Genomic DNA, 14,480 nt, shown 5'->3' on the forward strand with positions numbered 1-14,480 from the left:
ATGTCCGGCAAGGATTCCGGCGCCAAGGACTCCGCCGAACCCGAATTCGAGGCGCTGATCCGCTACATCCAGGAAAGCCGGGGCCTCGATTTCCGCGGCTACAAGCGCACCAGCCTGCAACGGCGCATCCGCCGCCGGATGGAGGAGGCGGGCTGCGAGGATTTCGCCGTCTACCATGGCCTGCTGGAAGCAGACCCGCAGGAATTCATTCATCTTCTGAACACCGTGCTGATCAACGTGACCTCCTTCTTCCGCGACACCGACTCCTGGGACGTGCTGCGGAAGGAGGTCGTGCCGCAGATCCTGGCCCAGCGCTCCGACCGCGACCCCATCCGCATCTGGAGCGCCGGCTGCGCGTCGGGGGAGGAGCCCTATTCCCTCGCCATGCTGCTCGCGGAGGCGCTGGGCAAGGACGCCTTCATCAACCGGGTGAAGATCTACGCGACCGATCTGGACGACGCGGCGCTGAACACCGCCCGGCACGCCATCTACTCCCCGCGCGACGTGGCGAACGTGCCGCCCCCGTTGCTGGACCGGTATTTCGAGCGCACCAACAACCACTACGTCTTCCAGCGCGAGCTGCGCAAATGCGTGATCTTCGGGCGCCACAATCTGGTGACCGACGCCCCGATCTCGCGCATCGACCTGCTGGTGTGCCGCAACCTGCTGATCTATCTGGAAAGCGAAACCCAGAACATCGTCCTGCCGCGCCTGCACTACGCGCTGACCAACGACGGCGTCCTGTTCCTCGGCAAGGCGGAGACCCAGCTCGCCCGCTCCAAGATGTTCGAGCCGGTGAACCTGAAGAGCCGCATCTTCCGCAAGGTGCCGCAGGAATGGCGGCGCAGCCCGGGCGGCAGTCTGACCATCGCGCCGGACAACAACCATCGCCAGAGCTTCCAGAGCCGGCTGATGGAAGGCATCGTGGACAGCAGCGCCACCGCCTATTTGTCGGTCGACGGCGACGGCATCCTCGTCTTCGCCAACACCATGGCCCGGCGCCTTCTCGACGTGGGCGAGATCGACATCGGCCGCCCGTTCCAGGACCTGTCGATCTCCTACCGCCCGGCGGAGCTGCGCTCGCGCATCGAGGAGGTGCGGAAGACCGGGCGCGTGGTGCGCATCGAGCATCAGGAATTCGCCCGCCCGCCGGGCGAGCCGATGCGCCTGAGCATCGAGATCTCCCTGCTCTACGGGCGCGACGGCAAGCCCTTCGCCACGCTGCTCGGCTTCACCGACACCAGCCGGCATTTCCAGGTGCAGCAGGAGCTGGAAGCCGCGCAGGAAAGCCTGGAGACGACGATCGAGGAGCTGCAAAGCTCCAACGAGGAGCTGGAGACGACCAACGAGGAACTCCAGTCCACCAACGAGGAGTTGGAAACCACCAACGAGGAACTCCAGTCCACCAACGAGGAACTGGAGACCATGAATGAGGAGCTGCGCTCCGCCAACGAGGAGTTGGAGGTCGCCAACGAGGAGTTGCGTCGTCAGGGCGAGGAATCCGGGGAGTTCCGCCGCTACTCGGAATCGATCCTGCGCAGCATGGACGTGGGAATCATCGTTCTGGACCAGGATCTGCGCGTGCGCTCCTGGAACCGCTGGGGCGAGAACATGTGGGGCCTGCGCGCCGAAGAAGTCCAGGACGAGGACTTCCTCGACCTCGACATCGGCCTGCCGGTGCAGCGGCTCCGCGCCGACCTGGAGAACGTCCTGCACAGCGAGTCGCCGCAGACGCCGGTCATGCTGAACGCCGTGGACCGGCGCGGCCGCGCGGTGACCTGCCGGGTCCGGCTCTCCCCGCTGCTGTACGAGGCGCGGGAGGCCCGCGGCATCGTCCTGATCATCGAGGACGTGACCGAACAGACCCGGACCGAAGCCCTCGCCGGCTATCTCGGGCGGGTCATCGGCGAATCCCTGAACGAGGTCTATTTCCTCGACCCGTCGAGCTTCCATTTCCTGCTGGTGAACCGCGGGGCCGAAACCAAGCTGGGCTACAAGCTGGAGCACCTGAAGCAACTGGCCGTGCACGACCTGATGCCCGAGGTGCCGGCGGAGCGGTTCCGGGCTCTCGTCGCCCCCCTTCTCTCGGGCGAGAAGCAGGAGGTGGTCTTCGAAACGGTGATGCAGGGCAGCCAGCGCGGTCCCCATCCGGTCGAGGTCTGCCTTCAGCATTTCGGCGGGGAACAGCCGCCGATCCTCGTCGCCATCGTGCACGACACCACCGAACGCCAGCATCTGGGCGGCGAGACGGCGGCGGCGGACTAAAGAGGATTGCAATCCGCTTTGGACCGCGACGGCGGTCCCGGCCGCACATGCGGCCGAAGCCCAGCCGGCAAATGAGGCCATGTGAATCCAAAGCGAATGAAAATTCGCTTTAAGGGACGGTTGGAAGCGGTCGGGCGCGCCGCCGCTTCCGGGGAACGTCGAAGGGTGAATGGGCACCGCTCCGGGAGCCCCTCAAATCCCCTCTTCGGTGGCCATGCCGCCCGCCAATTCCTGCCCCGGTCCGGACAGCACGTCCTTCAGCATCGCCACGGTCCGCTCGGCCTCCTGCGCCGACCGGGTCCAATTGGCCTCGACGGTGGGGTGCCCATGCGCACGGGCCCGGTCGGCCAGGCGCCGGAACATTATGGCGCGGTCCTCGTGGGTTCGCAGGGCCACCCAGATGGCCTGCTCGATCGACTCCCGATGGAACTCCGCCAGCGTCGCGGGGCCGTACGCATGGCCGACCTTGCAGCGGAAACGCAGCAGCGGGCCGTCCTCGATCTCCACCAGATTGCCGCCGCAATCGGGGCAGCTCAGCGTGCTCGGTTTGCCCACGGAGGCGGTGAGTTCCGGCACCGCGTCGAACCCGTTCTCCGGAATGCGCGCCTCCATCGCGATGTCGGCGGGGACCGGCACCGCGGGGCCGGACGGCTCGGTCAGCAAACGGGTCAGCAGCGCCGGAAGGTCGGACAGCGGGGCACAGGCGTCCACGGAGACATGCCGCATGGCGTTGCACGGCATGTCCGGCCACTCGGCGTCCTCCGGGTCCTGCACCATTGCCAGCCCGCCGCAGCGCTTCACGGCGCGCAGCCCGGCGGTCCCGTCGTCCAGCGTGCCGGTCAGGATCAACCCCACCGCCCGCACCCCGTAGGCGACCGCCACCGACCGGAACAGCGGATCGATGGCCGGCCGGCATCGGTTCTCCCGCGCCCCGCGGCGCACCAGCGCGCAGCCGTCCTTGACCAGCAGATGGTGATCGGGCGGCGCGACGTGAATCCAGCCGGGGCGCACCGGTTCCCCGTCGTCCGGATGGAAGGCCGGCAGCCAGCCGGCGCGCGACAGCACCGTCGGCAGCACGCTGTGCGTGGCGCCGATGTGCTGAACGACGAAGACCGTGGCCGTCACGTCGCGCGGCATCGCCGCGAACAGCCTCTGCAATGCGGTGATCCCACCGGCGGAGGCCCCAATGGCCAGAATGTCCCTCTTGTCCATGATCCGGAAACAGCAGTTCTTGCATGCAAGAAAGCAACAGCATGGTGGTCGGAAAATTCCGGCTTTGGTTCTATAACTTTTCCACGCGCGCACTGTTGAGCCGTCTGTGCAATCATTCGCTCCCAGCGAGGGAGGGAGCTTGGGCAAGTCGGCATCCATCCGCGCGGGGGACGATACGCGCGATCCCGAACGCGAATTGCCCGAGCGCGAATTTTTGGTTCAGCGCGTCACAGAATTGGACCAAAGCCTCGAACAGGCCCTGGTGACGGCGCAGGATGCGCAGGAGGAAGCGCGCCTTTTGGCGGCCGACCGGATTCAAATGGAAGAGGAGATGAACGCCCAGCGGCATGAGATCGCCGCGTTGCGCGAGCGCCTCGCCCTGTCGGAATCGCGCCAGGCGGAGTTGCTCGACGCCTTGGCCGACACCAACCAGCGGCTGAACGCCCTCAGCCGGGACGAATCCTATCTGTCGGAGGAACTCCAGACCTCTTATGAGGAGCTTCAGACCCTCACCGAGGAGTTGGAGCAGGCCAACGCCGATCTGGAGCAGCGGGTCGAGGAGCGTACCACGCAGCTTAGCGAGAGCGAGCGGCGGTTCCGCGCCCTGTTCGAGGCGATGGACGAGGGCTTTCTCCTCGCCGACGTGATGTTCGACGGCGACCGGCCGGCGGATGTCCTGTATCTGGAAATGAATCCGGCGGCGCGGCGCATGACCGGAGAGGATTTCGTCGGTCGGCGGCTGCGCGAAATCAGCCCGGCTTTCGAAGACCACTGGTACGACGTGTTTGGCCGTGCGGCGCGCGACGGGGAGTCGACGCGGCAAGAGCTGTACGCCGGGCCGTTGGAAAAATGGATCAGCTTCTACGTCTTCAAGGTCGGCACCCCCGAACAGCGCCGCATCGCCGTGATCTTCCGCGACGTGACCGAGCGCAAGCAGACGCAGGAGCAGCTCAAGCGCGCGAAGGAGGCTGCGGAAGCGGCGAACCGGGCCAAGACCAAGTTCCTCGCCGCGGCCAGCCACGACCTGCGCCAGCCGATCCAGGCGGCGGCCCTCTACGCCCATGTCCTGCTCGGGTCGGTCGGCGCCGACCCGATCGCCCAGGAATCGCTGAGCCGGCTGAAGGCGTCCATCGACAGCCTGAACGGCATGCTGAGCGGCCTGCTCGACCTGTCCCGGCTGGAGGCCGGCGTCATCGAGGTGTCGGTCAGCGATTTCTCCCCCGCGGCCCTGATGACCCGTCTGGCCGAGGAATTCCGCGGCGTGGCCGAGGCGTCGTCCATCGAGCTGCGCTGCCGGCCCAGCCGTCTGGCGGTGTCCACCGATCCCCACCTGCTGGAACGGTTGTTGCGCAATCTGCTGTCCAACGCCATCGCGCATGGCCGGCCCAAGGACATGGACGGCAGAGGGCGGGTGCTGGTCGGCTGCCGCCGCCGGGCCGACGGGGTGGAGTTCCAGGTGTGGGACAACGGGCCGGGCATCCCCGAGGACGCCCGCGAGGCCATCTTCGAGGAGTTCCGCCAGCTCAACAACCCGGAGCGCAACGCCACCCAGGGTTTCGGGCTGGGCCTGTCCATCGTGTCGCGCATCGCCCGCCTGCTGGGGGTGGAGGTGGCGCTGCGCTCGCGGGTCGGGTCGGGCTCGGTCTTCTCGGTGACGGTGCCCTACGCCCGCAAGCCGGAGGCCGGCGCCGTAACGGTTCCGGCCCCGGAGACCAGCCGGGAACCGCGGCTGAAGGGGCGCACGGTGCTGCTGGTGGAGGACGACGAGCAGGTCCGTCGCAGCATGACCATGATGCTGAAGCGCTGGGGGCTGCGCGTGGTCGCCGTGTCCTCGACGGCGGAGCTGGCCGCGACGCTGCCCAGCCTGCGGCGCCCCCATGTGGTGCTGACCGACTACCGCCTGCCGGGCGGCGACTCCGGGCGCTCGGTGGTCGAGCTGGTGCGCCGGCGCTGGCCGGTGCCGGGGATCATCATCACCGGCGACACCGCCCCGGAGCGGTTGCGCGAGGCCATGTCGCTCGGCTGCCGCCTGCTGCACAAGCCGGTGCTGCCCGCGGATCTGGCCGGGGCGCTGGGCGAGGTGCTGCCCTCCTGAAAGTGGCACGGCGGTGCTGGGCTGCGACCAATCGTCCCTTGTTCCTTCGGCATAGTCCGATTAACCTAATCCCCTACTCGGATTAAGGGGTCGGCCGGGACATGCCGGTTTTTCTCGGAAGCATCGGACGCAGGCTGGGCTGCGCCGCCGTGATGGCGGGCGGAATGGCTTTGCTTCTGCAGCTTTTGGGTTGGGCCTTCCTGATTCCGGTGGCCAACGCCACGACCGGCGAAACGGTCATGATCTGCACGCCGCAGGGCATGGCCTCCATCGTTCTTCCCGACGGCCCATCCCCCGATTCCCTGATCCCGGACGGCAAGGCCACATTGTCCATGGGCGATGACTGCCCGGTCTGCGGGCTGGTCGCCGGTCTGACCGCGCCGCCGCCGCTTCTGACCGTGGTGCTTCCGGTTTCCGTCGTCGCCCACAGTTCCATCGGATTGCCCGGCCAGCACATCGCCGCCGGCTGGTTCCTGTCGCGGCTCAAGGCCCGAGCGCCCCCGGCTTTCGTCTGACCACCATCGGCACGCGCCCTCCGCTTCCCGCGCCCGGCTGTTGAGCCCGGCACGGCCTGCCCGGTCTTGCCCACCCCATCCTTCACGCCAGCCTTCGCACCGCAACCCGCCGGTCCCGATCCCTTGCGCTGATCCTGCGCGCCGATCGATGACCAGGCGGGGCGGCAAGGCTGTGCCCCGATCTTCACTCGTCCCCTTCGAGAACGAGCGCCCAATGATTCGCCTGTCCACCGCCGCGTCCGCGGCGAACGCCCCCCGTTTGTCCAATCGCCTTCGTGCCTCCACCGCCCTGCTGACGGCCGTCCTTGCCGCGCTGAGCGCACTGCCGGCCCAAGCTCAAACCCCGCAGGCCCTGCCCGCCGTCCCGGTCGAGACGGACACCGCGCCGGCCGCCACGGCGCCGGAGAAGGGCCTGTCCCGGCCGCTCGGCACCGGCACGCTCGACGCCGCCGAAATCGCCAGCCGCCGCATCGCCAGCGCGGACGCCGCGGCGCTGCTGCGCAGCCTGCCGGGCGTGTCGCTCTACAGCGCGGGCGGCTTCTCCAGCCTGCCGGCGCTGAACGGTCTGGCCGACGACCGCGTGCGCGTCCAGGTCGACGGCATGCCGATGACCGCCGCCTGCGCCAACCACATGAACGCGCCGCTGTCCTACGCCGACCCCTCGGTCATCGACGCGATCGAGGCCATCGCCGGCGTCACCCCGGTCAGCAAGGGCGGCGACAGCATCGCCGGCACCATCTCGGTGACCAGCAAGCCCCCCGTCTACGCCCAGCCCGGCGAGCCCATCCATGGCGAGGGCAGCCTGTCCACCGTCTACCGCTCGAACGGCAACGGCACCACCCTGTCCGGCACCGCCACCGCGGCGACCGAGCGGTTCAGCCTGCGCTACACCGGCGCCTGGAGCCGGGCGGACGATTACAAGGACGGCGACGGGGACAAGGTCCGCTCCACCCTCTACAACGTGCAGAACCACGCCCTGTCGGCCAGCGCGCGCAAGGACGGGCACGAGATCACCCTGTCCGGCGGCTACCAATATTCGCCCTATTCCGGCTTCGCGAACCAGCGCATGGACATGACGCTGAACCGCGGCACCACCCTGAACGGCCATTACAAGGGCGCGTTCGACTGGGGCACGCTGGACGGCCGGGCCTTCTGGCAGCGCACCGTCCACGCCATGAACTTCCTGCACGACAAGGGCGGCGCCGACCGTGGTGGCATGCCGATGAACACGGACTCGCACGAGATGGGCTACGCCGTCTCGGCGGAGGTGCCGCTGTCGTCGCAGGACACGCTGCGCGTCGGCAACGAGCTGGTCCGCTACCGCATCGACGACTGGTGGCCGCCGGTCACCGGGGCGGCGATGATGTCGCCGCTGACCTTCGTGAACCTGAACGACGCCCGCCGCGACCGGCTCGGCACCTTCGCCGAGTGGGAGAAGCGCTGGACCCCGGCCTGGACCTCGCTGCTCGGCGTGCGCAACGACGTGGTGTGGATGGACAACGGGCCGGTCCAGCCCTACTCCTGGGCCAACCCGATCCGCACCGGCATGATGGGCATGGGTATGGGCATGGCGAACCCGGACGCGCCCGCCGCCACGGCCTTCAACCGGGGTGACCGCTCCAAGACCGACGTGAACGTCGACGCCACCGCGCTGCTCCGCTTCGCTCCGTCCGCGTCGGAACGCTATGAGTTGGGCTTCGCCCGCAAGACCCGCTCGCCCAACTTGTACGAGCGCTTCGCCTGGGGCACCGGGGGCATGTCCTCCACCATGATCGGCTGGTACGGCGACGCCAACGGCTATGTCGGCAACCCGGACCTGAAGCCGGAAACCGCCTACACGGTCGGCGCCACCGCCGCTTGGCAGGACGCCGCGGCCAAGCGCTGGTTGGTCAAGGTCACGCCCTATTATTCGCACGTCGAGAACTTCATCGACGCCGACCGCATCGGCACCCTGTCGAACGGCTTCGTGCAGTTGCGCTTCGCCAACCACACGGCGGAACTGTACGGCATCAACGCCGAAGGCCGCACCCTGGTCCACCAGGACGAGCGGATGGGCGAGTTCACGATGGGCGCCGTGGTCAGCTACGTCCGCGGCCGCAACCTCGACACCGGGCGCGACCTCTACCACATCATGCCGCTGAACGGGACGTTCGACCTGGGCCACCGTCTGGGCGACTGGAGCAGCGTTCTGGAATTCCAGATGGTCGGGCGCAAGTTCCTGGTGGATTCCGGGCGGAACGAGCCGGAAACCCCCGGCTACGCCCTGGTCAACCTGCGCACCAGCTACGTCTGGGGCAACCTGCGCGCCGACGTCGGGATCGAGAACCTGCTCGACGCCCACTATTACCTGCCGCTGGGCGGCGTCGATTACGGCGATTTCCGCGCCAGCGGCAACCGCCAGCCGATCGGCGCCCTGGCCGGCATGGGGCGGTCCTTCAACCTCGGCCTGACCATGGCCTTCTGATGGAGGCCGGTTGACGCGGCGCTCCCAGCCTTGCGCGCGATCCGCCTGCATGAGCGTCCCCAGCCGGCCCGCCGGCCGCTGGGGGCGCTCGCCCTGTCCGGGACGCTGCACGCCGGCGTCCTGGCCGTCCTTCTGTTCGCCGCCGGAGCGGCCCCCGGCACGGTCACGGAGGAGACCGGCGCCGTCAGCCTGAACGAAGCCATCACCCCAGTGATCGAGGTGATGCTGGTGGCGTCCGAGGCGGACAGCGGCCCGCCGCCGGCAGCGGCGCCCGAACCGGAGAGCGAACCGGAACGGGAGTCCACGCCGGAGCCGGTCGCCCAACCGGAGCCGGAGTTGGCGCCAGAGCCGGAACCGGTGCCTCCGGTGGCGGAGCCGCCCCCGGAGCCCACAGCGGAACCGCCGCCGCCTCCCAAGCCGCTGCCGAAGCCAGCGCCGAAGCCACCGGTCAAGGCGGCACCGAAACAGCAGCCGGCTCCAGCGTCACCGCCTTCCCCGGCTCCATCCACCGAAAGCGAAACCGGAACCGGCCACAACGCCGCCGCGGCGGTCGAGGCGGTTTCGGCCAGCCGGGGCGCGGTGGTCGATTACGGGGCGCAGGTCTGGGCCTGGATCGGGCGGCACAAGCCGGAGAAGGTGGTCGGCGGCGGGCAGGCCACCGTCAAGCTGACCCTCGGCACGGCGGGCGAGGTGCTGGACGCCTCCATCCTCACGTCGAGCGGCGACGAGGCGTTGGACCGGGCGGCCCTGGCCGCGGTGCGCAAGGCGTCTCCCTTTCCCACCCCGCCACCCGGCCTGCCGGTGGAGGACCGCGTGTTTTCCGTGCCCTTCCTGTTCCGCCCGCGGTGAATCCAGTGCGCCGGAAGCGGCGGTCAACCCTGCCCACCCCCACTTCCCGTTTGCGCTTTGCGGCTCCACGTAGGATAAAGCGCCCCAATTCCCGAGATTTCCGACGGCGAGCACCCCCATGGGCTTCAATTGCGGCATCGTCGGCCTGCCGAACGTCGGCAAGTCGACCCTGTTCAACGCGCTGACCGCCACCCAGGCGGCCGAGGCGGCGAACTTCCCCTTCTGCACCAAGGAGCCGAACGTCGGCCGCGTCGGCGTGCCCGACCCGCGGCTGGACAAGCTGGCGGCCATCGCCAAGTCGCAGAAGATCATCCCGACCCAGCTCGAATTCGTCGACATCGCCGGCCTGATCCGCGGCGCCTCGAAGGGTGAGGGGCTGGGCAACCAGTTCCTCGCCAACATCCGCGAGGTGGACGCCATCGTCCACGTCCTGCGCTGCTTCGAGGACGACGACGTCACCCATGTGGAAGGCAACGTCGATCCCCTGCGCGACGCCGAGGTGGTCGAGACCGAGCTGATGCTCGCCGACATGGAGAGCCTGGAGCGCCAGCTCACCAGCCTCCAGAAGAAGGCCAAGGGCGGCGACAAGGACTCCAAGATCAAGGCCGATCTGATGGAGCGCGCGCTGAAGGTCCTCCAGGACGGCAAGCCGGCCCGCGTCGTCGATGTCAGCGACGAGGAGTGGCCGGTGTTCAAGCAGTTCATGCTGCTGACCGCCAAGCCGGTCCTCTACGTCTGCAACGTCGAGGAGGCCTCGGCGGCCACCGGCAACAGCCTGACCGCCAAGGTCGCCGAGAAGGCCAAGGCCGAGAACGCCGGCATGGTCGTCATCTCCGCCGCCATCGAGTCGGAGGTCGCCCAGCTCTCCGACGCCGCCGAGAAGCAGGAGTTCCTGGAATCCCTCGGCCTGGAAGAGACCGGCCTCAACAAGCTGATCCGCGCCGGCTTCCAGCTTCTCGACCTCATCACCTTCTTCACCGTCGGCCCGAAGGAGGCCCGCGCCTGGACCGTGCGCCGCGGCGCCAAGGCCCCGGAAGCGGCCGGCGTCATCCACACCGACTTCGAGCGCGGCTTCATCCGTGCCGAGACGATCGACTTCGACAGCTACATTACGCTGGGCGGCGAGCAGGGCGCCAAGGACAACGGCAAGATGCGCCAGGAAGGCAAGGAGTACGTCGTCAACGACGGCGACATCTTCCATTTCCGCTTCAACGTTTGATTGGGCAGCCGCGCAACCCTTCTCCTCTCCGGGGGAGAAGGGTTAACGCCTCCCAATCTTATCACCACAGAGAAATCCGTTAACCCTTTCGTAAAACTGGAAAAACCGCTTAAATACCCCTGAGATATGGTTAACAAGCCTCGCTTCGGCTGTTAAGTCCCCTATGGGCGACAACCGAGGGCTGGACCGGAGGGGATATGGCGGTGAACCAGAACGCGACCATCGCGCCGGGTGCCGGGACCTTCTCCGACCGCGTGCGCGACGCCATCCGGCACGGCGAATTGCGCTTGGCCTTCCAGCCGCAGGCCGACGCCCAGAGCGGGCGGCTGACCGGGTTCGAGGCGCTGTCGCGCTGGCGCCTGGCCGACGGCACGGTGATCCCGCCCGACGTCTTCATCCCCATGGCGGAAACCAGCGACGCCATCCACATCCTGGGCGAATGGACGGTGCGCCGCGCCTGCGAGACCGCGGCGGGCTGGATGCAGGACGGCGTCGCCGACGTGCCGGTGGCGGTGAACCTGTCGGCACGGCAGCTGGAGGACCCCGGCTTCGCCCGCACCGTGCTGGGCATCCTCGCCGAAACCGGCCTGCCCGCGGCCAATTTGAAGCTGGAGCTGACCGAAACCGCCCTGTTCGAGCACAGCGAGTCCTCACGCGAGGTGCTGACCCAGTTGCGCGGCGCCGGGGTGCGGCTGGTGCTGGACGATTTCGGGACGGGCTATTCCTCGCTGTCCCTGCTGCGCCGCGTGCCGGTCGAGGCGCTGAAGATCGACAAGCACTTCACCCAGGCGATGGTGCAGGACCGCGACGCCGCCGCCATCGTGCGCGCCATCATCGACCTCGCCCACGCGCTGGGGATGCAGGCGATCGCCGAGGGGGTGGAGACCAACGACGAGCTTCTCTACCTGCGCGCCTACCGCTGCGACCGCATCCAGGGCTACCTGCTGGCCAAGCCCCTGGACACAGAGCAGGTCCCGGACTTCATCCGGCGGCTCGCCGCGACGCCGACAGGCGGATGACCCGCTCCGTCTCGTCCCATTCGGTCAGCTCGGCGGCCTCGTCGACGGTGGCCCAGCGCGCTTCCAGGGCGTCGTCGGCGCAGACCGCCTCGCCCTCCGGGCTCTCCGCCGCCACCTCGACGATGGTGTAGTGGTACTGGACGGCCCCGGTGTCGTCGAGCGTCATGGCGTCCACCACCGTGACCACCTCCGTCGGCACGACGTGCAGGCCGGTTTCCTCCAGCACCTCGCGCACCGCCGTCTCGAACACCGTCTCGCCCACCGACTGGGCGCCGCCGGGCAGGCTCCACTGCCCCATCCGCGGCGGGCGGCCCCGGCGGATCAGCAGCACCCGGTCGCCGCGCCACACCACGGCGCCCACCCCCACCCAGGGACGGTCGGGGTATTCGCGGCCGGAACGGTCTGCGGGGGGCGTGGTGGACTCGGGCGAAGCGGACATGGAAACTCCCTCGTTGCGCTTGACCCGACGCTAACCCAGGCGGACAGTCGGATACCAGTGGCCAAGAGGCCGACCGCCCCACCCCGGACGCCGCCATGAAGCTCAACGAGATCCGCACCTTCGTCGCCGTGGCCGAAGCCCAGTCCGTGCAGGAGGCCGCGCACCGGCTGGGGCTGACCCAGTCCGCCGTCTCGCGCCTGATCCAGCGGCTGGAGGCCGAGCTTGGCGTGGCGCTGTTCGACCGCCAGACCAAGCCGCTGGCCCTGACCCGCGACGGCGAGATGGCGCTGGCCCACGCGCACCGGGTGCTGAAGGCGACCGACGAGCTGTCGGACGCCTTCGCCGGAGCCGCCCAGCCCCAGGGGCTGCTGCGGCTGGGCGTGGCCCATGTGCTGACCGCCATCGCCGCGCACCATCCGCTGGACCGGCTGCGCGCCGCCTTCCCCGGCCTGACCGTCCGCCTCCATTCCGACTGGAGCACGCCGCTGGTCGAACAGGTGCGCAACGGCACGCTGGACGGCGCGCTGGTGCTGACCCACGACGCCCAGACGCCGCCGGACGATCTGGACGCCGTCTGCATCTCGCGCGAGCCCGTGCGCGTCGTCGCGTCGTCCGAGCTGGCCGGACAGCGGGACTGGACCCTGCCGGCCATGAACGCCGTGGGTTGGGTGCTTCAGCCCGACGGCTGCCAGTACCGGACCGCCATGGGCCGCGCGATGGCGCAGCACGGCCCGGCGCTGAACGTCACAGTGGAGGGGTTCGACCAGTCGCTGCTGCTGTCGCTGGTCGCCCGCGGCGTCGGATTCGGGTTGGCCCCGCTGCGGCTGATCGCCCCGACCCTGCACGCCGCGCAGGTGCGGCCGTTGGAGACGCCGGACTTCGCGCTGACCGTCGCGGTGTGGCTGCTGCGCGGCCGCTTCACCGGGCGCATCGGCCCAGTCTTCGACGTTCTGGAGGACAGCCTGCTGGACCTGCTGCCCCCGGCGGCGGAGGTGCCCTTGCCCCTGCCCTGCCATTCCGCGGCCGAATAACCTTCTTTCCCATTGTGAATTTGCTGCACGTCCGGGCTGCGCTTATCGTGTGACCCTGATGAGACGCGGGCCAGCGTTGCCGCACCGGCCACAGCCCGCGCCGAGGGAGGATCACTTGAACACCAGCAACCGGGCGGGCGGAGCGCCTTCGCCCCGCTCCTGGCGGACGCCGGGATTCGTCATCGCCTGCGGCTGCCTGATCGCCATGCTGGCGTTCGGCCCGCGGTCCAGCATGGGCCTGTTCACCGCACCGCTGTCGGAGGCGCACGGCTGGGGCCGCGACGTCTTCGCCCTGTCGATCGCCATCCAAAATCTGGTCTGGGGCATCGGCACCCCCTTCGCCGGCGCGCTGTGCGACCGCTACGGCCCGGCGCTGGTGCTGGGGCTCAGCGGGATTCTCTACGCGCTGGGCTTGGCGTTGATGCCCTACGCCGACACGCCGCTGATGCTGCATCTCAGCTCCGGCCTGCTGATCGGTCTGGGTCTGGCCGGAGCGTCCTTCGGCATCGTCATCGCCGGTTTCAGCCGCATCGTCCCGCCGGAGAAGCGGAGCTGGTCGATGGGCGTGGCCACCGCCGCCGGCTCGATGGGACAGTTCCTGTTCGCCCCCACCGGCCAAGCCTTCATCGCCGCCTACGGCTGGCAGACGGCGCTGATCCTGTTCGGCGCCTCGATGCTGATGATCCCGGTGCTCGCCTCCTCCTTCGCCGGGGCGGGCGGGTCGAAGAGCGCGCAGGCCGTCACCGGGGCCGACATCGGCTTCGCCGCGACGATCCGGCAGGCCTTCAAGCACCGCAGCTACGTGTTGCTGGTCACCGGCTTCTTCGTCTGCGGCTTCCAGCTCGCCTTCATCACCACGCATCTGCCGCCCTACCTGACCGCCGCCGGGATCAGCCCCGGCCTCGCCTCCTGGGCGATGGCGCTGATCGGGCTGTTCAACGTGGTCGGGTCCTACATGTCCGGCGTGCTGGGCGGGAAGATGAGCAAGCGCCTGCTGCTCTGCGCCAACTACACGCTGCGCGGCCTGTGCACGGCGATCTTCATCCTGCTGCCGGTCACCCCGGTTTCGGTGATCCTCTACGCCGCGGCGATGGGCCTGCTTTGGCTGTCCACCGTGCCGCCGACCTCCGGCCTCGTCGTTCTGATGTTCGGCACGCGCTATCTCGGCATGCTCTACGGTTTCGCCTTCCTCAGCCATCAGGTGGGCGGATTCCTCGGCGTGTGGCTGGGCGGCGTGCTGTACGAGCGCGTCGGCTCCTACGACGTGGTGTGGTGGGCCAGCGTGGCCCTGGCCTTTGCCGCCGCGGTGGTGAACTGGCCGATCGCCGAGAAGCCCGCCCCCTCCCTGGCGGCGGAAGCAAAGGCCTGAGGC

At 68.9% G+C, this 14,480-nt stretch carries 12 protein-coding genes; 9 read left to right on the forward strand and 3 right to left on the reverse strand.

What is annotated here, in order from left to right:
• Positions 1-2,265, forward strand: coding sequence for a CheR family methyltransferase (locus JJL56_RS25320; protein WP_200486764.1), 2,265 nt, complete (start codon positions 1-3; stop codon positions 2,263-2,265).
• Between the two features lie 192 nt (positions 2,266-2,457).
• On the opposite strand, the gene JJL56_RS25325 is transcribed toward JJL56_RS25320, so the two are convergent.
• Both JJL56_RS25325 and JJL56_RS33355 read right to left on the reverse strand, forming a co-directional pair.
• Positions 2,458-3,477 carry a chemotaxis protein CheB gene (locus JJL56_RS25325; RefSeq protein WP_145628800.1) on the reverse strand — a complete coding sequence of 340 codons (1,020 nt, stop codon included), beginning with the start codon at positions 3,475-3,477 and terminating at the stop codon, positions 2,458-2,460.
• Positions 3,478-3,589: 112 nt separating this feature from the next.
• A complete protein-coding gene (locus JJL56_RS33355) occupies positions 3,590-3,826 on the reverse strand; it encodes a hypothetical protein (RefSeq protein WP_247891242.1) in 237 nt (78 codons plus the stop codon).
• On the opposite strand from JJL56_RS33355, the gene JJL56_RS25330 reads away from it, so the two are divergent.
• The 6 genes from JJL56_RS25330 to JJL56_RS25355 all read left to right on the forward strand — a co-directional run bounded on the left by JJL56_RS25330 (position 3,809) and on the right by JJL56_RS25355 (position 11,638).
• Positions 3,809-5,572 (forward strand): ATP-binding protein, encoded by a 1,764-nt coding sequence (locus JJL56_RS25330; protein WP_247891243.1) that lies wholly within the window; start codon positions 3,809-3,811, stop codon positions 5,570-5,572. The genes JJL56_RS33355 and JJL56_RS25330 overlap by 18 nt on opposite strands.
• Before the next feature lie 164 nt (positions 5,573-5,736).
• Positions 5,737-6,087 carry a DUF2946 domain-containing protein gene (locus tag JJL56_RS25335; protein WP_247891244.1) on the forward strand — a complete coding sequence of 117 codons (351 nt, stop codon included), beginning with the start codon at positions 5,737-5,739 and terminating at the stop codon, positions 6,085-6,087.
• Between the two features lie 214 nt (positions 6,088-6,301).
• Positions 6,302-8,551, forward strand: a complete 2,250-nt coding sequence (locus JJL56_RS25340; RefSeq protein ID WP_200486766.1) for a TonB-dependent receptor — start codon at positions 6,302-6,304, stop codon at positions 8,549-8,551.
• Between the two features lie 30 nt (positions 8,552-8,581).
• On the forward strand, positions 8,582-9,400 hold the full coding sequence (locus tag JJL56_RS25345) for an energy transducer TonB family protein (protein WP_200486767.1): 819 nt from the start codon (positions 8,582-8,584) through the stop codon (positions 9,398-9,400).
• A 118-nt stretch (positions 9,401-9,518) separates the two neighbouring features.
• A complete protein-coding gene (gene ychF, locus JJL56_RS25350; protein WP_145628791.1) occupies positions 9,519-10,619 on the forward strand; it encodes a redox-regulated ATPase YchF in 1,101 nt (366 codons plus the stop codon).
• A gap of 197 nt (positions 10,620-10,816) precedes the next feature.
• Positions 10,817-11,638: an EAL domain-containing protein gene (locus JJL56_RS25355; RefSeq protein WP_200486768.1), complete on the forward strand. Its 822-nt coding sequence runs from the start codon at positions 10,817-10,819 to the stop codon at positions 11,636-11,638.
• On the opposite strand, the gene JJL56_RS25360 is transcribed toward JJL56_RS25355, so the two are convergent.
• Positions 11,601-12,077, reverse strand: a complete 477-nt coding sequence (locus JJL56_RS25360) for an NUDIX hydrolase (RefSeq protein WP_145628787.1) — start codon at positions 12,075-12,077, stop codon at positions 11,601-11,603. The genes JJL56_RS25355 and JJL56_RS25360 overlap by 38 nt on opposite strands.
• Before the next feature lie 95 nt (positions 12,078-12,172).
• Here JJL56_RS25360 and JJL56_RS25365 point away from each other — a divergent pair, with 95 nt between their 5' ends.
• A complete protein-coding gene (locus JJL56_RS25365) occupies positions 12,173-13,108 on the forward strand; it encodes a LysR family transcriptional regulator (protein ID WP_200486769.1) in 936 nt (311 codons plus the stop codon).
• Positions 13,109-13,223: 115 nt separating this feature from the next.
• Positions 13,224-14,477, forward strand: coding sequence for an MFS transporter (locus JJL56_RS25370; RefSeq protein WP_186453054.1), 1,254 nt, complete (start codon positions 13,224-13,226; stop codon positions 14,475-14,477).
• Positions 14,478-14,480 lie beyond the last annotated feature (3 nt).

Origin of the sequence: Azospirillum aestuarii, assembly GCF_016632405.1 — a bacterium.
Classification (GTDB): domain Bacteria; phylum Pseudomonadota; class Alphaproteobacteria; order Azospirillales; family Azospirillaceae; genus Azospirillum; species Azospirillum aestuarii.

Excerpts from the sequence above, each read along its gene's own strand:
- JJL56_RS25330 (WP_247891243.1), top strand. The coding sequence starts at position 3,809 with ATGAACGCCCAGCGGCATGAGATCGCCGCGTTGCGCGAGCGCCTCGCC.
- JJL56_RS25365 (WP_200486769.1), top strand. The coding sequence starts at position 12,173 with ATGAAGCTCAACGAGATCCGCACCTTCGTCGCCGTGGCCGAAGCCCAG.
- JJL56_RS25340 (WP_200486766.1), top strand. The coding sequence starts at position 6,302 with ATGATTCGCCTGTCCACCGCCGCGTCCGCGGCGAACGCCCCCCGTTTG.
- JJL56_RS25355 (WP_200486768.1), top strand. The coding sequence starts at position 10,817 with ATGGCGGTGAACCAGAACGCGACCATCGCGCCGGGTGCCGGGACCTTC.
- JJL56_RS25335 (WP_247891244.1), top strand. The coding sequence starts at position 5,737 with ATGGCTTTGCTTCTGCAGCTTTTGGGTTGGGCCTTCCTGATTCCGGTG.
- JJL56_RS25320 (WP_200486764.1), top strand. The coding sequence starts at position 1 with ATGTCCGGCAAGGATTCCGGCGCCAAGGACTCCGCCGAACCCGAATTC.
- JJL56_RS33355 (WP_247891242.1), bottom strand. The coding sequence starts at position 3,826 with ATGCCGCTGGGCGTTCATCTCCTCTTCCATTTGAATCCGGTCGGCCGC.
- JJL56_RS25325 (WP_145628800.1), bottom strand. The coding sequence starts at position 3,477 with ATGGACAAGAGGGACATTCTGGCCATTGGGGCCTCCGCCGGTGGGATC.
- ychF (WP_145628791.1), top strand. The coding sequence starts at position 9,519 with ATGGGCTTCAATTGCGGCATCGTCGGCCTGCCGAACGTCGGCAAGTCG.
- JJL56_RS25360 (WP_145628787.1), bottom strand. The coding sequence starts at position 12,077 with ATGTCCGCTTCGCCCGAGTCCACCACGCCCCCCGCAGACCGTTCCGGC.